This is a genomic window from Mucilaginibacter sp. SMC90 (assembly GCF_022811725.1).
Taxonomy (GTDB): Bacteria; Bacteroidota; Bacteroidia; order Sphingobacteriales; family Sphingobacteriaceae; genus Mucilaginibacter.
In genome coordinates this window covers 6537542-6559511 of the sequence record NZ_CP094527.1, presented here as the reverse complement: position 1 = coordinate 6559511, position 21970 = coordinate 6537542, and the positions used below count along the sequence as shown (strand labels likewise).

The 21970-nt window shown below is 42.3% G+C and carries 16 protein-coding genes; 11 read left to right on the top strand and 5 right to left on the bottom strand.

Features of this window, described 5'->3' with window-relative positions; all coding sequences use genetic code 11:
• Position 1: 1 nt before the first annotated feature.
• The 4 genes from MTO98_RS27205 (at position 2) to MTO98_RS27190 (ending at position 6498) form a co-directional block, all read left to right on the top strand.
• Positions 2 to 1606: a NuoM family protein gene (locus MTO98_RS27205; RefSeq protein WP_243482136.1), complete on the top strand. Its 1605-nt coding sequence runs from the start codon at positions 2 to 4 to the stop codon at positions 1604 to 1606.
• An 8-nt stretch (positions 1607 to 1614) separates the two neighbouring features.
• Positions 1615 to 3594: a mucoidy inhibitor MuiA family protein gene (locus MTO98_RS27200; RefSeq protein ID WP_243482135.1), complete on the top strand. Its 1980-nt coding sequence runs from the start codon at positions 1615 to 1617 to the stop codon at positions 3592 to 3594.
• A gap of 7 nt (positions 3595 to 3601) precedes the next feature.
• Positions 3602 to 5095: an NADH-quinone oxidoreductase subunit N gene (locus MTO98_RS27195; protein ID WP_243482134.1), complete on the top strand. Its 1494-nt coding sequence runs from the start codon at positions 3602 to 3604 to the stop codon at positions 5093 to 5095.
• 95 nt (positions 5096 to 5190) lie between these two features.
• Positions 5191 to 6498: an ammonium transporter gene (locus MTO98_RS27190; protein WP_243482133.1), complete on the top strand. Its 1308-nt coding sequence runs from the start codon at positions 5191 to 5193 to the stop codon at positions 6496 to 6498.
• Between the two features lie 722 nt (positions 6499 to 7220).
• Here the strand turns inward: MTO98_RS27190 and MTO98_RS27185 are convergent.
• On the bottom strand, positions 7221 to 9218 hold the full coding sequence (locus tag MTO98_RS27185; protein WP_243482132.1) for a KUP/HAK/KT family potassium transporter: 1998 nt from the start codon (positions 9216 to 9218) through the stop codon (positions 7221 to 7223).
• Positions 9219 to 9531: 313 nt separating this feature from the next.
• Here MTO98_RS27185 and MTO98_RS27180 point away from each other — a divergent pair, with 313 nt between their 5' ends.
• The 4 genes from MTO98_RS27180 to MTO98_RS27165 all read left to right on the top strand — a co-directional run bounded on the left by MTO98_RS27180 (position 9532) and on the right by MTO98_RS27165 (position 13131).
• Positions 9532 to 10140, top strand: coding sequence for an alpha-ketoglutarate-dependent dioxygenase AlkB (locus MTO98_RS27180; RefSeq protein WP_243482131.1), 609 nt, complete (start codon positions 9532 to 9534; stop codon positions 10138 to 10140).
• A 54-nt stretch (positions 10141 to 10194) separates the two neighbouring features.
• The gene (locus MTO98_RS27175; RefSeq protein ID WP_243482130.1) at positions 10195 to 10560 is read left to right on the top strand and encodes a hypothetical protein; all 366 of its coding nucleotides are present in this window, start codon (positions 10195 to 10197) and stop codon (positions 10558 to 10560) included.
• Between the two features lie 90 nt (positions 10561 to 10650).
• Positions 10651 to 12558, top strand: a complete 1908-nt coding sequence (locus MTO98_RS27170) for a class II glutamine amidotransferase (protein WP_243482129.1) — start codon at positions 10651 to 10653, stop codon at positions 12556 to 12558.
• Positions 12559 to 12642: 84 nt separating this feature from the next.
• Positions 12643 to 13131 carry a hypothetical protein gene (locus MTO98_RS27165; protein WP_243482128.1) on the top strand — a complete coding sequence of 163 codons (489 nt, stop codon included), beginning with the start codon at positions 12643 to 12645 and terminating at the stop codon, positions 13129 to 13131.
• 14 nt (positions 13132 to 13145) lie between these two features.
• On the opposite strand, the gene MTO98_RS27160 is transcribed toward MTO98_RS27165, so the two are convergent.
• Positions 13146 to 13802, bottom strand: coding sequence for a LysE family translocator (locus MTO98_RS27160; RefSeq protein ID WP_243482127.1), 657 nt, complete (start codon positions 13800 to 13802; stop codon positions 13146 to 13148).
• Between the two features lie 123 nt (positions 13803 to 13925).
• Between MTO98_RS27160 and MTO98_RS27155 the strand changes: the two genes are divergently transcribed.
• A complete protein-coding gene (locus MTO98_RS27155) occupies positions 13926 to 15605 on the top strand; it encodes an MFS transporter (RefSeq protein ID WP_243482126.1) in 1680 nt (559 codons plus the stop codon).
• A gap of 112 nt (positions 15606 to 15717) precedes the next feature.
• On the top strand, positions 15718 to 16173 hold the full coding sequence (locus MTO98_RS27150; protein WP_243482125.1) for a dCMP deaminase family protein: 456 nt from the start codon (positions 15718 to 15720) through the stop codon (positions 16171 to 16173).
• Positions 16174 to 16381: 208 nt separating this feature from the next.
• Here the strand turns inward: MTO98_RS27150 and cmk are convergent, their stop codons facing one another.
• Positions 16382 to 17059: a (d)CMP kinase gene (gene cmk, locus MTO98_RS27145; protein WP_243482124.1), complete on the bottom strand. Its 678-nt coding sequence runs from the start codon at positions 17057 to 17059 to the stop codon at positions 16382 to 16384.
• A 71-nt stretch (positions 17060 to 17130) separates the two neighbouring features.
• Here cmk and arfB point away from each other — a divergent pair, with 71 nt between their 5' ends.
• A complete protein-coding gene (arfB, locus tag MTO98_RS27140) occupies positions 17131 to 17547 on the top strand; it encodes an alternative ribosome rescue aminoacyl-tRNA hydrolase ArfB (protein WP_243482123.1) in 417 nt (138 codons plus the stop codon).
• 158 nt (positions 17548 to 17705) lie between these two features.
• Here arfB and MTO98_RS27135 read toward each other — a convergent pair whose 3' ends face one another.
• Positions 17706 to 18665 (bottom strand): lipid A deacylase LpxR family protein, encoded by a 960-nt coding sequence (locus MTO98_RS27135; RefSeq protein WP_243482122.1) that lies wholly within the window; start codon positions 18663 to 18665, stop codon positions 17706 to 17708.
• A gap of 525 nt (positions 18666 to 19190) precedes the next feature.
• Positions 19191 to 21665: an endopeptidase La gene (gene lon / locus MTO98_RS27130; RefSeq protein WP_243482121.1), complete on the bottom strand. Its 2475-nt coding sequence runs from the start codon at positions 21663 to 21665 to the stop codon at positions 19191 to 19193.
• Positions 21666 to 21970 lie beyond the last annotated feature (305 nt).

The window sequence follows — 21970 nt, the reverse complement described above, 5'->3', positions numbered from 1 at the left end:
AATGAACCTGTTAACCCTACTTATATTTATACCGGTACTGTTTGCGTTGGTGATCGTATTGCTGCCATCGTCGGTTCGGGGAAGTTTTAAATATATTACCCTGCTGGCTACACTTTTGCAGTTGGGTATAAGTATATATATATACCTTAATTTTAAAACAGGCGCGGCCACAGCGGGTATCAACCATGAAAACCAGTTCCAGTTTGTACAGAAACTACCATGGATAGGCCTTAACCTTGGCAGCATGGGTAAGCTGCAGATAGATTATTTTGTTGGGATAGATGGCATTTCGGTAACGATGCTGGTGATGTCGGCATTGGTAATGGTGGTGGCTACGCTGGCTTCCTGGGAGATCAAGAGTAACCTGAAAGGGTTCTTCCTGTTGTTCCTGCTGCTGGATATGGCTGTGATGGGCGTATTCTGCGCGTTGGATTTCTTTTTATTTTACCTGTTTTATGAGCTGATGTTATTGCCGCTTTATTTCCTGATAGGGATGTGGGGTGGTGTACGCCGGGAATATGCTGCTATCAAGTTTTTCCTGTATACGCTGTTTGGTTCGGTGTTTATGTTATTGGTGATGGTTGGCTTATACCTTTCGGTGAGCGACCCGGCAACAGGCAGCCATACTTTTAATATTATCCAGATGATGAACCCGGCCAATTACACTGCGGGGTCGGTATTTTCTGTAGCGGCACATCAAACCATATTGGGTATGCCCGCGCGTACGGTTGGTTTTGTGGTGCTGTTCATCGCCTTTGCTATTAAAGTGCCGGTTGTGCCATTGCACACCTGGCTGCCCGATGCCCACGTAGAGGCACCAACGCCGGTATCCATTATCCTGGCCGGCGTGCTGCTTAAAATAGGTGGCTACGGAATCATCAGGATCTGCCTGGGGATTTTCCCGGAGATAGCTACATCGGGTGCTTTCTGGCTTGGCCTTATAGGTGTTGTTTCGATATTATATGGTGCATGCAATGCACTGGCCCAGCGCGACCTGAAAAGGATGATCGCTTATTCGTCGGTATCACATATGGGTTTTGTACTGCTGGGCATTGCCTCGCAAACTGCCGAAGGCGTAAGTGGTGCCGTGATGCAGATGGTAAGTCACGGCTTTTTATCGTCAATGTTGTTCTTTTTGGTAGGTGTGGTTTACAACCGCGTGCATGACAGAGATATCTATCATTTCCGCGGATTAGGTACACATATGCCAAAGTATACCGCCTTTGTAATGATCGCCTTTTTTGCGTCGTTAGGTTTGCCGGGTTTTTCGGCTTTTGTGGCCGAAGCATTTACGCTTACGGGTACATTTAAATCGGCAACGGCAAACGGCTTGCTGCCATACTGGATGGCTATTTGCGGTTCTATAGGGATCCTGCTTAGTGCGGCCTATTTCCTTTGGACACTGCAACGCATGTTTTTTGGCAAAGTATCATTAAAAGGCGGCGAAGTTTGGAAAATAGCCCTTACCGACCTGAACCTTCGCGAAAAACTGACACTTGCCCCGCTGGCCCTTGCTGCGTTGGCTTTAGGTATAATGCCGGGGCTGGTTTTTGATAAGATCAATGATTCGGTATTGGCACTGATACAGTATTTACAGGCTAAATAAAATAAATCGTGTTTCAACATAAATTCATTTATGGAAAAGTGCATACCCCTGCATCTTTTATTTACGCTGCCCCCGGCAACCCGGGCACCGGAGAAATAACAGATGGTATGTATTTAACCGAAGGAATTATGTTTAAAAAATTATCTATTGCCGCAGCATTAATTTTTATTGCTGCAGTAACCAGGGCTAACGATGGGCAAAAAGTAGCCTCAAAAGTTCAAAAAGTAACCGTGTTTTTAAATGGGGCGCAGGTAAGCCGTACCGCGCTGGTGAATATTACTCCCGGTACATCAACATTGGTTTTTGAAAACCTGTCGCCGGGTATTGATGTGCAAAGTATCCAGGTAAATGCCGGCGGCGATTTTACCATTCTTTCGGTTAATCACGAACTTGATTTTGCCGATAACGAGATCAGGCAAAAAAATATACAGGCTATAGAGGCGAAAGAAAAGTTGGTAAGGAATAAGATAGCGCTGCAAAATAATATGCTTTCTATTTATCAGGAAGAGGCCAATACCTTGGCCAAAAACCCGGTAAGTAATGGAACAAACGTTGCCCTTGATCCTGTTAAACTGAAACAGACACTCGATTTTCAGACAGCCCGTTTAAATGAGATCAAGAAAAACCAGCAGGTGGTTAACGATCAGATTGATTTGCTTAACGACGAACTGCAGGGATATGACAAGCAAATTGCGGAAATTAACAGGGCAGGCGCTAAAACAACAAGCAATGTTTTGGTAACAGTATCTTCAAAAACAGCATTGCAGGCAAATTTTACTTTGAGTTATTTAGTGCGTGATGCAAGCTGGTTCCCTACTTATGATATCCGTGCTAAAAACGTAAACAGTCCAATAACCATTGTTTATAAGGCCAATGTATCGCAAAAAACAGGCGAGGACTGGAAAAGCGCCAAACTTGCCTTATCAACAGGTAATCCTACAGTAAATGGGGCCAAGCCCGAGCTTACACCTGCTTACCTTAACTTTGGTATGTATTATTCGGGTACTGCTGCTATAACAAAGGTGATGGGTAGGGTATATGAAGAAAACAGTAATCAACCCTTGCCTGGCGTAAGCATCAGGGTAAAAGGAACCTCGATAGGGACGGTAAGCGATGTGGGAGGAAACTACAGCATTCAACTGCCAAATGCCAATGCTGTGCTTACCTATAGTTTTATAGGATTTGAAACTTTAGAGAGGCAGGCTAACGCGCCCATGATCAATGTGGGGCTAAAACCATCTTCAAGCCAGTTGAACGAAGTTGTTGCGGTGGGCTATGGTTCGTCAGAAGAAAAAAGAGCAAGTACGGGAGCTGTTTCTGTAATAAGGCAGAAGGCTTTGGTTAATACAGTTCCTATCGAAGTTAAAAAAGAAGAGAACCAAACCAATATTGAATTTAACATTGCCAATCCCTATACTGTGCTAAGCGATGGCAAGCAATATGCGGTTGAAATAAGCCAGTATAATATTGATGCTACCTACCAGTATTACGTAGCACCTAAATTAAGTACCGATGTGTTCCTTACCGCGCAGCTTACCAACTGGAACAAATATAGTTTCCTGTCTGGCGAGGCTAACCTGTTTTTTGAAGGTACTTATATCGGTAAATCGCTTATTAATACCGATGCCACTACAGATACGCTAAACCTGTCTTTAGGTACCGATAAGAACATCATTGTTACCCGTACAATGGAAAAGGGTTTGGCCATGAGGCAATCATCAGGTTCAAACCAAAAGGAAATCCGCAATTGGCTCATCGATATAAAAAACCGGAAAAGCCAGCCGGTTAACTTGTTGGTTGAAGACCAGGTGCCGGTTTCGCAAAATAAAGATATTGAAGTAGAGGCCCAGGAAACATCAGGGGCGAAACCCGATGCAACAACAGGCAAAGTTTCATGGAAATTCGTTTTAAATTCGCTCGATGAAAAGAAGGTGAAATTGAAATACCAGGTTAAGTACCCAAAAAATCAAACAGTAATAGTACAATAAAATATAAATGCACGATCTGCTCCCCCATATATCAGCTCAGTTAACCAATGTTTTTGGCAGTATACCCTATTTCATGCCCGAAATTTATTTAACCGTGCTGTTTTTAGTGGTGCTGACAACCGACCTGATATTTGGACGCAGATCTGTAAAGCTTTGTAAAATAGTAGCCTGTGCAGGCTTGCTGTTGGTGTTATTTAAAGACCTGCAGCAGGTGGCCCTCATCCTTGACGGCGATCATGTTATTTTCGGCAGCATGTTACTGCTGCGCAGATCGGCGGTGTTCTTCAAGGTCATTATCGATCTGCTATCATTCATCCTGTTACTGAATTTTACCTGGGATGATAAGCTGAAGGCGCATCCGAAAAGTTTATCTGATTTGTATACCATTTCCATCGCCTCTGTTTTAGGGTTGCATTTAATGACAATGGCCATCAACCTGCTGTCGGTTTATCTTGCTATCGAGATGGTATCGGTAGCATCATACCTGATGGTGGCTTACCGCTCAGAAACTGCTTTAAGTACGGAAGCCGGTTTAAAATACGTGCTGTTCGGCGCGGCATCGTCCGCTGTTATGCTGTACGGTATTTCGTTACTATATGGCTTTGGTGGCTCGCTTGATCTGTTGAACATCGTAGCACAGTTGCCAAATGTGAATGCAGTGAGCGTTTCGTTTGCCTTGGTATTGGTATTGACAGGCATAGGCTTTAAATTATCATTTGTGCCCATGCATTTCTGGGTGCCCGATGTTTACCAGGGCGCACCCACACCTGTTACTGCGTATCTTTCAACTGTGCCTAAAATAGCCGCATTTGCTTTGCTTGTAAATGTGATGCCGTTATTCCTGTTTTCGGCAAGTTGGAAAGGGATTGATTTTGGTATAATTTTATCGGCCATTGGTATCATCACCATGATAGCCGGTAACTTTGCTGCCGTTTTACAAAGCAATGTAAAAAGGATCCTGGCATATTCAAGTATTGGCCACACTGGTTTTGCTTTAATGGCTGTTGTTACCTTTAATGTGCAGGGATTATCGTCACTTACCTATTACCTGGCGGTGTACGCTTTAGCAAATATTGGGGCTTTGGCGCTTGCATCCTATTTTAGTAATGCTGTTAATGCCGAAGAGGTTGAAAATTATAAAGGTTTGGGCTTAAAATACCCTGCAGCTTCGGTTTGTTTTGTAATTATACTCATTTCTCTTACCGGAATTCCAGTTACTGCGGGTTTTACCGGTAAATTATTCGTGTTTTCGGCAGTTTATAGTACTTATGAGCAAACTCATAGCATTTGGTTACTGGTTTTGATGATAACCGGCGCATTAACCACAGTAGTATCTTTGTTTTATTACCTCAAAATCCCATTGTATTTATTTCTGAAAAGAACAGAAAACGCTGAAGTTGCTGACGAACGGTCTTATAATTTACTAATTTTAGCTATTATAGTTAGTTTTCTGCTCGTTTTATTAGGTATTTTCCCAAATTATATCCTGAAATTTCTTTAGTTGGTATTTTTTCAAACAAAAATCAATTAATTTCTTTTGTTTTTAGAAAAAACACTACCTTTCATGCCGATTTAAAACATATTTTTTCTAAATACATGAAGAGGTATTTCCCTTTTATCCTGATCTTAATCATACTTTCACTTACTTTTATTTTTCCATCGGTTGATTTTAAAAATTCCGGTCATCCTAACTTTAATACGGGTGATATTGCCTGGATGCTGATGTCGACGGCGCTTGTTTTGATCATGACGCCCGGACTCGCGTTCTTTTACGGGGGTATGGTTAATAAAAAGAATGTGATATCCACCATGCTGCAAAGCATTGTTTGTATGGTGATCATTACAGTAATGTGGGGCATCTTCGGTTTTAGCCTTGCTTTTGGCGATAGCTTTTACGGCGTTATCGGTAATCCGTCAACCTATTTTATGATGAAGGGTATGCTGGGCAACGCAACCTGGAAAGCCGCACCAACCATTCCCTTGCTGTTATTTGCTATGTACCAGTTAAAATTTGCCATTATTACCCCGGCACTTATTACCGGTGCATTTGCCGAGCGGATCCGTTTTAATTCATACATTATCTTCCTGGTACTGTTCTCTATTTTCATATTCTCGCCATTGGCGCATTGTACATGGCACCCTGACGGCATACTGGCCAGGTTTGGTGTGCTTGACTTTGCCGGCGGTACGGTAGTTCACATGTCTGCCGGATGGGCTGCTTTAGCATCGGCCTTATATCTGAAACGCCGTAACGAAGCTAATCATGCTCCTGCCCGTATCACTTATGTCATGATAGGCACCGGGTTGCTATGGTTCGGTTGGTTCGGTTTCAATGCAGGTTCTGCTTTTGGCGCTAATGCTTTGGCGGTTACAGCTTTGGCAACCAGTACTACAGCTTCTGCTGCTGCGGGTGTTACCTGGATCTTTTTTGATATGCTGCTTGGCCGCAAGCCATCGGCAATGGGTACATGTATAGGTGCTGTGGTTGGCTTGGTGGCTATTACGCCTGCTGCAGGCTTTGTATCCGTGCCGCACTCGCTGGCTATCGGTATCATATCGGCCGTAATAAGTAACCTGGTTGTTGAATGGCGTACCCGTACTTCAATTGATGACACGCTTGACGTATTCCCTTGCCATGGCGTAGGTGGTATGGTTGGTATGCTGTTGACCGGTGTATTTGCCAGCCAGCATGTAAACCCTAATAATACAACCGGTAACGGTTTGTTTTTCGGCGAAACACATTTGTTCCTTGTGCAATTGGTAGCATTGGTGTGCGTGTCGGTATTCGCCTTTTTTGGATCACTGCTTTTATTGAAGATCACCGATATGATTTCACCATTAAGGGTTTCTGCAGAAGAAGAGGAGCAGGGCCTTGACATTAGTCAGCATGGCGAAAAATTATAATCCCATTTTCCAACCAATCCAATAAACCTGATGAAACTCCCGGCCCGCAAGGCTGGGTTTTTTGCTTTAAAGCAAAAATACAGCATTGTCTTAGCTCAAGTTTTGTGGGATGACTAAAGAGTGTTGGATAACTTGGGCTGCGGAGTCACAAGTCAACCCGGCACCGGCCAGCACACAAGTCTTGCGCCAAAAAAGGGATAACTTGGGCTGTGGATGTTAAAAAACTTCATCAAAAGCGTGGGAGTGTGTGATTCCCCTCTTGAGAGGCTACTGTGTGTACACATCTTTTTAATTTTAACATTAATAAAAAATGTCATTTCGACGAACCAAGGGTAGGGGTTTGCGCATCGGAGGTGAGGAGAAATCTTCTACGCTCTGCTTTTACAGGTATAATTGTAGAGTCCGATGTAGAAGATTTCTCTTTCGCTCCACCTCTCAGCCCGCCCCTGCTCTATCGAAATGACATTTTTTTATAAGATGTGTACACACAGTAGCTTGAGAGGGGTGGAGGGGCGTGTTATTCTACATGCGGCTTATCGCCTGTATAACACACCCCTGCTACCACACGTTCCTACCCTCTCGAGAGGGGATTTTAAAATCCTTTGTTCAATTAATTTCTTAGTTAACGGCTATGGCGGAGGACGCTTGTACCTGCACAAAAAGAAACCCCTCTTTGCGAAGCAAAGATGGGTTTCAATCATAGCAATACCAAATTGAGTTAATTAATCAGCAAACTCCGCAATTAAATTATCTACCGGATCATCTACCCGTTTAATATGAATATTATTAACCGGTTTTACCACCAGCGGAATCTTTTCAATCCGGGTTTCGCTGGTGTCCAAGCCAAATGCCTTCGCTTCAGACTGTGCCAGTTTTTTGATTGCAAAATAACTGTTCAGGATAAAACCTTCGGATACACTGAACAGGTTATTGTATGACAGGAATTTTTCCATGATCACAAACCTGAAATCAGCAGCCATTTTATATTGTTTCAGCGACGGGTAATTACTGGTGATATCTATCTCACCACGTTCAACCATATCTTCCACCACCTTACGGAACAATACATTTACTCTCGGCTGGATCCTGAAACCAAGACGGAACTCCACACGGATAACTTTGCCGGGTTCAATCTGGTCAACATTGTATTCCATGGTGTAAGGCTCATCTGTACGTTCAATATGCACAAACCAATAAGTGTCTGCACGTTTTGGTCTGCGGCTCATGATAGAGTAGATGATCTTTTCTTCGATTTGCCTGCTGTTATTGGCTTTGGTTAAATAAATAAGATGCGTTGCATATTTATTTACAGTAGTATCATTGCTCAGGGCGCTAAGCAGCGGTAATTTCTCTTTAATATCGGTGAAGTTAAGAAAACGGTTGTTGATCTTACGCGCTTTGAACCAGGTATACATCGTAAATATCAAACCGACTTCAAATCCCACAAAAAACAAACGTTTTAATATTTTAACTGCGTTGGCCACAAGGAATGAAAACTCAACGGTTACAAACACGCACAGGATAATGGTAACCAGCCATATCGGCCAGTGCTTTACGTAGCGCATAAAATAATACATTAAAATAGTAGTACTGAGCATGGCAATGGTAATGCTGAAACCATACGCAGCGGTCATGGCGCTTGAGGTACGGAAATACATTGACACAAGGATACAACCGATGCATAGCATCCAGTTAATGCTGGGGATATAGATTTGCCCGCGAATGTTTGAGGGATATTTAATGGTGATCCGCGGCCAGAAGTTCATACTTACCGCCTCGCTGATGAGTGTAAATGAGCCACTGATCAAGGCCTGGCTGGCAATAATGGTTGCCAGTGTCGCCAAAGCTACAGCGGGTAAAAGGAAGGTATGCGGTACAATTTCGAAAAAAGGGTTAACGCCGGCGAAGTCCTTGCCCGGTGCTTGTGACAGTACCCATGCACCCTGACCAAGATAGTTTAATATCAGGGTTGTTTTAACAAAGATCCAGCTTACCTGGATGTTACGCCTGCCGCAATGGCCCAGATCGGAATACAGGGCTTCGGCACCGGTGGTACATAAAAATACTGCACCTAACAGCCAAAAACCTTTGGGGTGGTCCATCAATAAGCGGGCACCATAATATGGATTGAGCGCTTTAAATATAGAAGGAAAGTGTGCTATCTGCAGGGTACCCAACACGCCCAGCATAATAAACCACATCAGCATAACCGGACCGAAAGCCGAGCCAACCACTTTGGTGCCAAACTGCTGGAAAAAGAACAGCAGTAAAATGATGGTAATTACAATGATCAGGATCAGGTTATTGCCGGGTACTATCACAGTTGAAAATGCGGGTACTAAATTTAAACCTTCAATAGCCGATGTTACGGAGATAGGCGGGGTAATGATACCATCAGCAAGCAAGGTGCCTGCGCCTATGATGGCGGGTATCGCCAGCCATTTGCCATAACGCCTTACCAATGCATAAAGAGAAAAAATACCGCCTTCGCCTTTGTTATCGGCCTGAAGTGTAATTACAATATATTTAAAAGTAGTTTGAAGGGTTAGTGTCCAAAAAATACAGGAAATGGAACCCAATACCAGCGCGGTATTTATTTTGCCGCCCTCAACCAGCAGGGTTTGAAAAACATAAAGAGGAGAGGTGCCGATATCACCAAAAATAATACCCAGGGTAACGATCAAACCAGCAAAAGAAAGTTGCTTAACATGCGAATTCATGAATTGTATAAATTATTAGGGGAAAAAGAAAAGATGGCGCGGTTGCCGCGGGGAAATTTGTAGGTCTGTTGCGCAAATTTTAATGCTGCCGCGATAAACAATGCCATCGTAAATTATATTTTGAATACGTAAATGAGCGGCCAACTAATATGCCAGCAAATGTTTTGTTTATGTAGATTGTTGTTTTACAGTTGTTTATCAAAATGATATTGATTTTCTCAATATGAGTTAATGCTATCAAAATGATAGGTTTTATCATTTTGAGAACAGATTTGAGATGGCATTTTTATAGAATGAATGCAGATATTTGAGCATGGATCTATTTAATAGCGATCAGCTTAACCTGTTTGGAGGGTCAAAGAATTTGCTGCCCTTTGATGGAGAGGTATTACTTTATCCTCATTTTTTTAAGGAAGACGTATTTGAGCAACTGGTTAATGAAACGCTATGGAAACAGGACAAGATGAAGATTTACGGCAAGGAAGTGAATTTTCCCCGGCTTACGGCCTGGTACGGAGAAAGTGATAAGGTTTACGTGTACTCGGGGGTAGTAAATGTGCCCGTTAAATTTAGTCCGCTGCTTGGTGTTATCAAGCAGGCGGCAGAACAGCAAAGCGGCCACCGGTTTAATACTGCATTGCTTAACTATTACCGGGATGGCAATGATAGCATGGGGTGGCATAGCGATGACGAAAGTGAGCTTGGCGGTAACCCTGTGATAGCTTCGGTGTCATTCGGCGCATCCAGGGTGTTTCAGTTTAAGCATAAGCGACAGAAGGATGCCAAAGTTTCTGTGGAGTTGCATAATGGCGATCTGTTAATTATGCAGGGAAAAACACAACACCATTGGTTGCACCAGGTACCGAAGACTGCTAAAAGGCCGGGGCCGAGGATAAATATTACTTTTAGGTGGATAGGGTAAACTTGTTGCTATTATCAATTTGAGAAACAGAATGGTTTTAACTAATTTAGTATAGTGCAAAACAACCAGCTAATAACACTATATCGCCCTGTAGGCCCTAAAGAGCTTAAGCTAATAGAAGAATCGGGCTACAAGCGTTTTCCGAAACGGTTGATAGAGCAGCCTATTTTTTATCCGGTTATGAATGAAGAATACGCTATACAAATAGCGCGGGACTGGAATGTACCTGCTTCAGGCTCGGGATTTGTTACAAAATTTGATCTTCCCGAAAGCTACCTCCGTAAATTTGAAGTGCAAAATGTGGGCGGTGCTATTCACAATGAGCTATGGGTACCCGCCGAGGAGCTTGAAGAATTTAACGACCATATAGTTGGAAATATTATAGTTACGCGTTCCTTCTACCCCGAAAACTCCAATTAAGTGTCGTAACAAATAAACGACCAACTTATGACAATTAATAATACCCATACTTCATTTTAAAATGATACCTTTGCAGCCTCATTCCGAATCATGAGCGATCAGATTAAACATGAATGCGGTGTGGCATTTATCCGCTTACTAAAGCCACTATCTTATTATCAGAAAAAGTACGGAACTGCACTGTACGGCCTGAACAAACTTTACCTTTTGATGGAAAAACAACACAACCGCGGCCAGGATGGCGCAGGTGTTGCTACCATTAAACTGGATATTGAACCGGGCAAAAGATACATTAGCCGTCACCGTTCAATGGCTTCAAATGCTGTTGCTGATATTTTTGAATATATCCAAAAGAAATTTGCGGAAATTCAGAAAGAAACTCCTGAAAAACTGGCCGATGCCGAATGGCTTAAAGAACACGTTAGCTTTACCGGCGAGGTTTTGTTAGGGCACCTGCGCTATGGTACCCACGGCAAAAACAGCATCGAAAGCTGCCATCCGTTTTTGAGGCAAAACAACTGGATGACCCGTAACCTGGTTATTGCAGGTAACTTTAACATGACCAATGTTGATGAGTTACTGCAACAGCTGTACGCTTTGGGCCAGCATCCAAAAGAAAAAGCTGATACAGTTACTGTACTTGAAAAAATCGGTCACTTTATTGATACCGAAAATCAAGGTTTGTTTGATCAGTACAAGCGCGAGGGATTGGACGATAACAGGGAGATCAGCAAGCTTATAGCTAATGATATGGATGTTGCCAAGATCCTGCGTAAATCAGCCAAAAACTGGGATGGTGGTTATACCATTGCCGGGATCCTTGGCCATGGCGATGCCTTTGTAATGCGCGACCCGGTTGGTATTCGTCCGGCGTTTTATTATTACAATGACGAGATCGTTGTTGCTGCATCTGAGCGTCCGGCTATTCAAACCGCATTTAATATACCGATGGAAGAGATCAGGGAAATTCGCCCGGGTCATGCTTTGATCGTTAAAAAGAATGGTAAGATAACTGAGGATATGTTTAGTGAGCCAAAAGAAAAGAAAGCCTGCTCTTTCGAGCGGATCTACTTTTCACGCGGCAGCGACTCAGCTATTTACCGCGAGCGTAAGCAATTAGGCCGCCTGCTTTGTCCGCAGATATTAGATTTTGTTGATCACGATATAAAAAATACCGTATTCTCATACATACCAAACACTGCCGAAGTTGCCTTTTATGGCATGGTTGAAGGCATGCATAAATATGTAAAAAAATATCAGCATGAAAAACTGCTTGAACTGGGAAGTGACATCACTGAAAAAGATATTGCTGAGATATTACAGATAGCACCAAGGGTTGAGAAGATAGCCATTAAAGATGTTAAGCTGCGTACCTTCATAACCCAGGATGCAGACCGAAGCGAAATGGTTGCCCACGTATATGATACCACATACGGCCTTATCAAAAAAGGCACCGATACATTAGTGGTATTGGATGACTCTATTGTTCGTGGTACTACACTGAAACAAAGTATCCTGAAAATCCTTGACAGGCTCGGTCCTAAAAAAGTGGTTGTAGTTTCATCGGCCCCGCAAATCCGCTATCCTGATTGTTACGGCATCGATATGTCGCGCATGGGCGAGTTTGTTGCTTTTGAAGCTGCTATCAGCTTGTTAAAAGAGATGGACAGGGAAGATGTGATACTGGACGTTTATCAAAAATGTAAAGACAGCCAGAAATTGCCGAAGGAAGAGGTTGAAAACTATGTTAAAGAGATTTATTCCATGTTTACCGACCAGCAGATCTCTGACCGTATTGCAAAGATCATCACTCCTAAAAATGTGAACTGTGAAGTACAGGTAATTTATCAAACCTTAGATAACCTGCACATTGCTTGTCCTGATAACCTTGGCGACTGGTACTTCAGCGGTGATTATCCAACTCCGGGTGGTAACAAGGTTGTTAACCGCGCCTTTGTTAACTGGATGGAAGGTAAAAACCAAAGAGCTTATATGTAAGATACCTAACCCCTTTAAGAGGGAATGATATACGAGGCGATGAATTTTTCATCGCCTTTTTTGTTAATTTATATTTTTATACCGATGAAATCCAAATTCAAATATTCGGCCTATTTATTGGCTATAGGCACCATTTTAATTTTAGGTATATCTGTTTTCATTTTCATAGAAGATATATCAAAACGCTCCGGTTTTGTATTGCCTTTCGTTCATATTTCGCCTTTTGTATTTGCTTGGATTTTTATATTCTTTGGTGAGTCGAGGACAAAGACAATAACTGTAATTGTTAAAGATGATCAAATTACTATAAGAAGATTTGCTGGTGCCGGAATCGCAAGAACTTACGCGATAAATGATATATCGGGGTTTAAGATTTCGGTTTTGATCTCAAAAGGTAAAGAATACGAGTATTTGTATTTAATGAACGGCAATAGAAAGATCGCTAAACTCTCTGAGTTTTACCACAGTAATTACAAGGAATTAAAAAGGTGCTTTGTGGCTAATGGTATAAAAAATATTGGATTTGAAAGTTTTAGCACCCGCCAGGAGTTTAGAGATATTTTTAGCAGATAAGATCCTTCGATTAATTACGATCCCACCGGTGCAGCAAACACAAAATGCGTAACCAGCTTATCGATCAATACCAGCGAAGCAATAATAAGTGCTATGCCTGCAACTTCGTTTAAGCGGTGAATGAATTTAACCGAAATACGGTCGCGTAGTTTATTAGCGTAAAAAGCTTTAAGGGTATCCATACCGAACTGAATAACGAGTATGGTTAAGAACATGATAGCGATATGAAACGACCTGTGTGGCGTGCCTACCAGGAATGTTGTACTGGCTGCGCCGATCACTACCGTCCAGTGGAAGAGGAGGGTAGGGTTAAAGATACACATCAGGAAGCCTTTAAGTACGTAACCAAAACGATCTGCACTTGACGGTACCTTGTTTTCATAGTTGATATCGCTTTTCTTGAACATATAATATAGTCCAAGCGCAAATAATATGGCGCTGCCCACAACGCCGGCTATAACTTTGGTGTGATCAGATACATCAATATATTGCGAACCAAACAGGATTGCTCCTACGAAAACCACATCGCTGCAAACCACGCCAAGGGCAAGTGAAATACCTGCATGAAAACCTTTTTCGATACTGGTTTTAATAAGCGCAAAAAAAACCGGGCCGGTAATAAATGTAAGTACTAATCCAAACCCGATACCCGAAACAATGGCTTTTATCATTAAGTTGAGCTTTGTTCTTTTTTGAACATTGCGAATATGCAATTTTATCACTTAAACAACGAAACATAAAATTGTGATTTAATTTATTTAAAAAAGAGTGGAGACTTTTACCAAAATTGAATTATGTTTAGAGATTCAAAAATCAAAACGGTACAACCTACTTTAAAAATGGAACAAAAAGATGCTAAGAACTACGGTACAGCCCTGTATACGCTGATTACCGTGTTTTTTTTCTGGGGCTTTTTAGCAGCCTCCAACGGTATTTTCATACCCTTCTGCAAAGAACACTTTCACCTCACCCAGTTCGAATCCCAGTTAATTGACTTTACTTTTTATGGAGGGTATTTCATTGGTTCACTGATACTTTACTTTGCTTCACAGGCAAGCAAGGTTGATATTATGAACAAGTTAGGTTACAAAAACGGTATTATCTTAGGCCTTGTTATTTCGGCTGTTGGCGCTTTGGGCATGATCCCAGCAGTGGCTTCAGGTGCATTTGGCTTTATCCTGGCTGTTTTCTTCATTATAGCCGTCGGCTTTTCATTACAGCAAACCGCTGCAAACCCCTTTGTTGTAGCATTAGGTCCGCCAGAAACTGGTTCAAACCGTTTAAATTTTGCGGGGAGTATCAATAACATCGGCGCTTTATTAGGCCCTGTAGTGGTGGGCGTGGTATTATTTGGTTCTGCAACTGCCAAAACCGCTGCTGCCGACGTTAAGATATCATCAATTAATAACCTGTATTATTTGCTGGCCGGCTTGTTCATTGCAGTTGCTTTGTTCTTTTGGTTTTCAAAACTACCAAAAGTTACCAGCGACGAGAAGATCGAATCAAGCTCAAAAGCAAATACACCATTATTGGTAATGTTTGTAGCATTTTGTTTAATACTCGCTGCTGATCCTATCAGCGCGGCTACAGGCGTACCAAGTCAGTATTTTGTATATGCTTCATTGGCCATAATTGTATTTACGCTGGTAGGTACTATTTTCGCGGCCAAAAAGAACAAAGAAGGTTGGGGAGCTATGCAGTATCCTCAGTTGATATTAGGAATGCTGGCCATATTTACTTATGTAGGTACTGAGGTAACTATTCAAAGTAACATGGGCGCTTTATTAAAAACTCCTGAATTTGGTTCTTTCGCCGAGTCTGATATCGCACCTTATATTTCTTTATACTGGGGTAGTTTGATGATTGGTCGTTTTGCCGGTTCTATAGATGCATTCAACCTTTCAAAATCAGTTAAATATATATTATATATACTAATTCCTTTTCTGGCTTTCGGTATTGTATTATTAGTGAATGCTGCCACTGGGGTTAATGTAAGTAACCTGTATGCTTATGCAATTTGTGTAGCTATCCTGGTAGTGGCTTTCTTTATCGGTCAGCAAAAGCCAACCCGTACGTTATCTGTACTTGGTTTGTTGGGCGTGGCGTTTATGCTTGCCGGCTTATTTACTACAGGTAAGGTGGCTACCTTCGCATTTATCAGCGGTGGTTTATGCTGCTCTATCATGTGGCCATCTATATTTTCGCTGGCCATTACCGGTTTGGGTAAATATACCAGCCAGGGTTCGGCATTTTTGATTATGATGATCCTGGGTGGTTCTATCATTCCACCACTTCAGGGTAAAATTGCTGATGGTGCAGCCGGTCTTGTTCCGGGCATGAGTGGTATACATTTCTCATACGTTGTACCAGTGCTGGGCTTTGCCTATCTTGCTTATTTTGCATGGAAAGTTAGCCGTGAACTTCGCAGCCAGGGTATCGACCTTGACCATGTTGAAGTTAAAGGCGGACATTAATATTTTTATGAGATTGGAGGTTGGAGATTAGAGGTTAGGCCTTTAATTTTCAACCTCTTTTCTTTTTATAGTAATTTTTAACTAATCTCCAATCTCTAACCTCTGATCACCGATGACAAAACCCAGCTTTGATCATATTTTCATGAACCTGGCCAATGATCTTTCTCAACGGTCGCATTGCGTTAAGGCGCATGTTGGGGCGGTTTTAACCCGCGATACCAGGATCATATCTATCGGTTATAATGGCCCTCCTGCAGGTACGCATAACTGCGATGAGGAATGGCCTGGGGTTGGTTGTGCGCGTGATTCAAAAGGAAGCTGCTCGCTGGCCCTGCATGCCGAAGAAAATGCAATACTTTACGCAGTGAAAAATGGGGCACGACTTGAAGGCGCTACGTTGTACACCACGCTATCGCCGTGCCTGCCTTGCGCGAGGCTTATCTATTCGGCCGGGATCACCCATGTTTACTATGATAAATCATATGCCGAATATAAAGGCCTGGCAAGCGATGAAGGGGTAGATTTTTTAAATAGGTTTGGAGTGAAGGCGGAAAAGTTTGACCGTTGATTTTTTTGATTGCGTTGATTACACTGATTTTTTTCCGGGATTTCACCTATTGAATTTTGATTACACTGAATAATTAACGTGGAAATTGATTTATGATCTACAATCAACGCCTTCTGAATAAAAAAGCGTCATTAGGTTTTTTCTAATGACGCTTTTTTATTCAGAAAAGAAATCTAATCTCTGATCTCCATCCTCTGATCTCTAACTACTACTCTGTAATAAAGGGCTCAATATGGCTCAGGGCAAACAAGAGTTGTTCGTCCTGGCTCAAATCTGTATTATCTAATATTATGGCGTCCTGAGCTCGGATTAATGGGCTCTCCTGGCGTGTGGTGTCCTGATAGTCGCGGTGGGCAAGATTATCAAAAACTTCTTCTAATGTAATGTTTGGGTTGGTTGGCAATAATTCTTTGTAGCGGCGTTCGGCCCGGATCTTTGGATCGGCGGTCATGAACAATTTTACCTGTGCATCCGGAAACACAACGGTACCGATATCCCGGCCATCCATGATAATGTTTTTTGAGCGGCCCATGCGCTGCTGTTGCCTCACCATAGCTACACGTACCTCTTTAATGGCCGAAACCGGGCTAACTTTATCAGCTACATGCATCTGGCGAATCTCTTCAGATACATCTTCCTCATTTAATGTAATGAAGGTTTTATGATTGTGCGTTTTAAAGTTAAGATGAATATTATGTAATGCATCTGCTACCTGGGCATGGTTAGTAAAATCAATGTTGTGCCTTAAAAAATATAAGGTTACGGCACGGTACATGGCACCGCTATCAACATAAATAAAATGAAGCTCTTTTGCTAAGGCTTTTGCCAGGGTGCTCTTTCCGCATGAAGAATAACCATCAATGGCTACTACGATGTTGTTGTTCATAGAATTGCTAAATTAACAAATTATCGGCAAATGCCCTGCCGGAGCTAACCCAATTACGCTTATTTTTGAGAATGAATTTTACCAAAGCCGATCTGCAAAAAGAAACGAACTATAAAACATCAAGAAGCGGAGGAAAGGGCGGTCAAAATGTAAACAAGGTTTCGAGCAAGGTTGAATTGTTGTTTTCGATAGGCGCATCGGCATTATTTACCGACGAGGAAAAGTTGCTGCTAACTGATAAACTACAAAACAGGCTTAACAAAGATGGATATGTACAGGTGATATGCGATGAAGAGCGGAGTCAATATCTTAATAAAGAAAAAGCTGTTGAGCGGCTGATATCCCTGTTAACAAAATCACTCCAAAAACCTAAAATACGGAAGCCAACCAAAGTGAGCAAAGCTGCAAAGGCGGCAAGACTGGATAGTAAAAAAATACAATCGGCGAAGAAGGAGGGGAGAGGGAAGAGATTTAATATTAGTGATTAGGGGGAGACTAACTAAAACTATGTCATTGCGAGCGCAGCGTGGCAATTGCACGGAAGCTAAGCCGCCCTGTATAGCATGCGATTGCCACGCTGCGCTTGCAATGACATGATGGTTCAAGTAGCAATTCTCCTAATCTCTAACCCCAACCTCTGATCTCTCTATTTAAACCTATAAAAACCGGTAATTGATCCCCATTGATGCGAGCGGAACATTTCCTTGGCGTCTTTAGTATGGAAAACTGCAGCTATATCAAAAGCAAAGCGGCTTGTGGTAAAGGCAAGGCCAACTTGCTGACTAAATATAAATGGTTTTTTTTCTGAAACAACTTCCAGGCTATTCGGATCGTCATGCTTGCGGAACAAGCTGCCCTGTATGGTAGCGTCATAGCCAACCAGGTTAGCTAAAGGCTTATAGTAAAAAAAGATCTCGTGTTTGTGTAGTAACTTTTCTTCGCCGCCGGTTGATACGGTACTTTGGGTACTGATAGAGTTGAATAACTGGTTAAAGTTACCTATGCGCACGAAGCCTCCGGCACCTGCACCGGTAAAGCCGTTGCCCAGGTTAGCATATGAGCTAAAGTTCAGGTCTATCCAGGAAGCGCGGGCCAGCAATTTATTATATTCGGCCGAGAGGTTTAGTTCCACATCATTTTTGATCTGGTATTGCCAGCCGTTAAGCTGATAAAAACCAAATGTATTATGGATAAGTTTTTGTACAGGTTCACCGCCTGCTGCAGGGCCAACAACACCCAATTGAGCCCCGAGTTTGAGGTTGCTTTCGTTTTTATACAGGAAGTTAAGTGTTGAACCTAAATAAGTATAAGCAGCAAAAGGCCTGTCGATATCAAATGGCCCCCGAACATAGCCTGATTGGGGGTTAAACATTTTTTGCCCCAATTCAAATCCTAAAACTTTATTCTGGAGGTCATTTTCTGATGGTTTTACCGTTAGGGCTTTTCGGTAATAAAAGAAAATGCCATTGGTGTAATACCTGTCTGATCCCTGACCAAGAAAAGAATCATTATCAGATTGGATACCAAATTCGTGACCGCGGGTTTGTGCAAATAAACAGGTAGCGCTAAACAGGCATACCAGTGTTAAAAATAGTTTATTAGGCATTGGGGGTTTAAATAGTATATGTGCGCTAATATATAAAAAACCCAATGCAAATAAAGGAGTTATAAATTAACAGGACTGCAGCTTTTAATTCCCCTCTTGAGAGGGGGCGCGGTTGGAAAGAGCGGTAGCAGGGGTGTGTTTACACTATTGGATTATTGAAGCAGAAACACTCCCCTCCACCCCTCTCAAGCTACTGTGTGTACACATCTTATAAAAAAATGTCATTTCGATAGAGCAGGGGGGGCTGAGAGGTGGAGCGAAAGAGAAATCTTCTACATCGGACTCTACAATTATACCTGTAAAAGCAGAGCGTAGAAGATTTCTCCTCACCTCCGATGCACAAACCCCTACCCTTGGTTCGTCGAAATGACATTTTTTTATTAATGCTAAAATTAAAAAGATGTATACACACAGTAGCCTCTCAAGAGGGGAATCGCACTTTCCCTCCCTTTTTCTTTATTTCCTTTAAAACAACAAAGCTTCACAGTATACTGTAAAGCTTCGTTGTTTGGGTAAAATAATAGATTAGTTAATCACCGGTTTTTCATCTTCCTTAACGGTAAGATCAATTGGCTTTTTAACTTTTTCGTTAAGCAGTGCCATAGTTATTACATCTTTCATATCGGTAACATAATGGAAGCTAAGATCTTTTATATAGTCTTCTTTAATTTCCAGAATATCCTTTTGGTTTGATTTACATAGGATGATCTCCTTGATGTTGGCACGTTTGGCAGCCAGGATCTTCTCCTTTATACCACCTACAGGCAACACGCGACCACGCAGCGTGATCTCGCCGGTCATGGCCAGGTTAGGTTTTACTTTACGCTGCGTAAATGCCGATACTAACGCCGTAAGCATGGTAACACCTGCCGATGGGCCATCCTTTGGGGTGGCACCTGCCGGTACGTGTACGTGTACATCCCATTGGTCAAACAGCTTGGGGTTGATATCAAAATCGGCAGCGTGCGCCCGCAGGTAAGCGAGTGCAATGGTAACCGACTCTTTCATTACATCGCCAAGGCTGCCTGTTAGCGTTAAGCGGCCTTTTCCGGGACTTAAACTTGCTTCAATGAACAAGATATCGCCGCCTACCGAAGTCCAGGCCAAGCCTGTTACAACGCCGGCAACGTCGTTACCCTCATAAAGATCTTTATCAAAAATAGGGGCGCCCAATATCTTTTCAATATCTTTTTTGCTCACAGCGCTGTTGTAGGGTTCTTCCATGGCGATGTTTTTAGCTACGCCGCGTACAACCGAGCCTATTTTTTTCTCCAGTGAACGTACACCCGATTCGCGGGTGTAATCAACTATTACCTTTTCAAGCACATCAGCTTTAAGGCTTATATCTTTTATTTTTAAGCCATGAGCTTCACGCTGTTTGGGCACAAGGTGCTGTTTGGCTATCTCAATTTTTTCTTCAATGGTATAACCGTTCACCTCAATGATCTCCATCCTGTCTAACAAAGCGGGCTGAATAGTGCTCAGGGAGTTGGCGGTTGCTATGAACATCACGTTTGAAAGATCATAATCCATCTCCACGTAGTGATCATAAAAAGTACCGTTTTGCTCAGGGTCGAGCACTTCAAGCAGGGCTGATGACGGATCGCCCCTGAAATCGTTGCCTACCTTATCTATTTCATCCAAAATAAATACCGGGTTTGATGCGCCGGCTTTTTTTATCGACTGGATAATACGGCCCGGCATAGCACCGATATAGGTTTTGCGGTGGCCACGGATCTCTGCCTCATCGCGGATGCCGCCTAATGCCATACGTACATATTTACGGCCTAACGCTTTGGCTATCGATTTACCAAGAGACGTTTTACCAACTCCCGGAGGGCCTACCAAACAAAGGATAGGCGCTTTCATGTCGTGCTTTAACTTCAGCACGGCCAGGTATTCGATAATACGCTGTTTCACCTTATCTAAACCAAAGTGATCTTTATCAAGGATCCTTTGCGCACGCTTAAGGTCAAAGTTGTCTTTGGTAAACTCGTTCCATGGCAAATCAAGCAACAGTTCAAGATAATTGATCTGTACAGAGTAGTCGGCCGCTGCAGGGTTGGTGCGGCTTAGTTTTTCAAGTTCTTTGTTGAAATGGTCTTTGATTTCTTTTGCCCATTTCTTTTTCAAGCTACGCTGGCGCAGGCTTTCAATTTCCAGATCGGGTGTGTTACCGCCCAGTTCTTCCTGTATAGTTTTGAGCTGCTGATTAAGGAAGTAGTCACGTTGTTGTTTATCAAGGTCAACGCGTACTTTGGTCTGGATCTGGTTTTTCAGCTCAAGCATTTGCAGGTCGAGCGTTAAATGTTCTAATACCAGGTTAGCACGTTCGCGCAGGTTGGCAATTTCAAGCAGGTGCTGTTTGGCCGTCATATCAGCATTCATATTTGATGATATGAAGTTGATCAGAAATGATGTACTTTCGATATTGCGGATAGCAATACCTGCTTCGCTTGGGATGTTTGGAGAAAGCTGGATGATGCTCATGGCCATATCCTTAATGGATGATACCATGGCTTTAAATTCCTTATCTTCCTTGCCTTTTATCTCATGAAACGGCTCAACAGTAGCTTTTATATAAGGTTCGCTTTGTACTTCTTCTTTTAAATAAAAGCGTTTTTTACCCTGTATGATAACGGTGGTGTTACCATCGGGCATTTGCAGCATTTTTATGATGAGTGCTATGGTGCCAACTTTATTAAGCTGGCTAAAAGTAGGGTCTTCAATACCCACATCCTGTTGCGAAACCACTCCAATCATGCGGCTGCCTTTATTGGCATCGCGGATTAGTTTTATTGATTTATCCCTGCCCACAGTAATAGGGATCACAACACCTGGAAAAAGCACGGTGTTGCGCAGGGGTAAAATAGGCATTACATCGGGAAGTTCCTCATTATTCATCTCCTCCTCATCTTCCGATGACATTAACGGGAAAAATTCTGAATCCTCATTTATAACCGGTAAAGCATTTTTAAAATCAAACGGATCGAAATTCATTAATTATATTTTATAGAATAAAACGCCATGTTGTCAGCCTGCAAAAAAGCATTTGCGCCAATTGCAGGTTAAATTGCGATTATCAAATCGCACCTTACTATGGTTCAAGAGCTGTGCCAAGTTATGCCAATAAATGGCAATAAGCAATTCGTTGGTTTAACGTGTTGGTTATATGTTTGTTACAAATTTATGGCAAGTAATACAAATAAATGAGATTTTATTGATAAAGATGAAAAAAAGTCATAGTATCGCTGTTCACAATTTATATGCACATGTGAAAATTTTTTTCACAAAACTGTAATATG

Bases quoted from the DNA above. Each gene is read 5' to 3' on its own strand.
- MTO98_RS27205 (WP_243482136.1), top strand. From the start codon at position 2: ATGAACCTGTTAACCCTACTTATATTTATACCGGTACTGTTTGCGTTG.
- MTO98_RS27195 (WP_243482134.1), top strand. From the start codon at position 3,602: ATGCACGATCTGCTCCCCCATATATCAGCTCAGTTAACCAATGTTTTT.
- MTO98_RS27190 (WP_243482133.1), top strand. From the start codon at position 5,191: ATGAAGAGGTATTTCCCTTTTATCCTGATCTTAATCATACTTTCACTT.
- MTO98_RS27185 (WP_243482132.1), bottom strand. From the start codon at position 9,218: ATGAATTCGCATGTTAAGCAACTTTCTTTTGCTGGTTTGATCGTTACC.
- MTO98_RS27180 (WP_243482131.1), top strand. From the start codon at position 9,532: ATGGATCTATTTAATAGCGATCAGCTTAACCTGTTTGGAGGGTCAAAG.
- MTO98_RS27170 (WP_243482129.1), top strand. From the start codon at position 10,651: ATGAGCGATCAGATTAAACATGAATGCGGTGTGGCATTTATCCGCTTA.
- MTO98_RS27165 (WP_243482128.1), top strand. From the start codon at position 12,643: ATGAAATCCAAATTCAAATATTCGGCCTATTTATTGGCTATAGGCACC.
- MTO98_RS27160 (WP_243482127.1), bottom strand. From the start codon at position 13,802: ATGATAAAAGCCATTGTTTCGGGTATCGGGTTTGGATTAGTACTTACA.
- MTO98_RS27155 (WP_243482126.1), top strand. From the start codon at position 13,926: ATGTTTAGAGATTCAAAAATCAAAACGGTACAACCTACTTTAAAAATG.
- MTO98_RS27150 (WP_243482125.1), top strand. From the start codon at position 15,718: ATGACAAAACCCAGCTTTGATCATATTTTCATGAACCTGGCCAATGAT.
- cmk (WP_243482124.1), bottom strand. From the start codon at position 17,059: ATGAACAACAACATCGTAGTAGCCATTGATGGTTATTCTTCATGCGGA.
- arfB (WP_243482123.1), top strand. From the start codon at position 17,131: ATGAATTTTACCAAAGCCGATCTGCAAAAAGAAACGAACTATAAAACA.
- MTO98_RS27135 (WP_243482122.1), bottom strand. From the start codon at position 18,665: ATGCCTAATAAACTATTTTTAACACTGGTATGCCTGTTTAGCGCTACC.
- lon (WP_243482121.1), bottom strand. From the start codon at position 21,665: ATGAATTTCGATCCGTTTGATTTTAAAAATGCTTTACCGGTTATAAAT.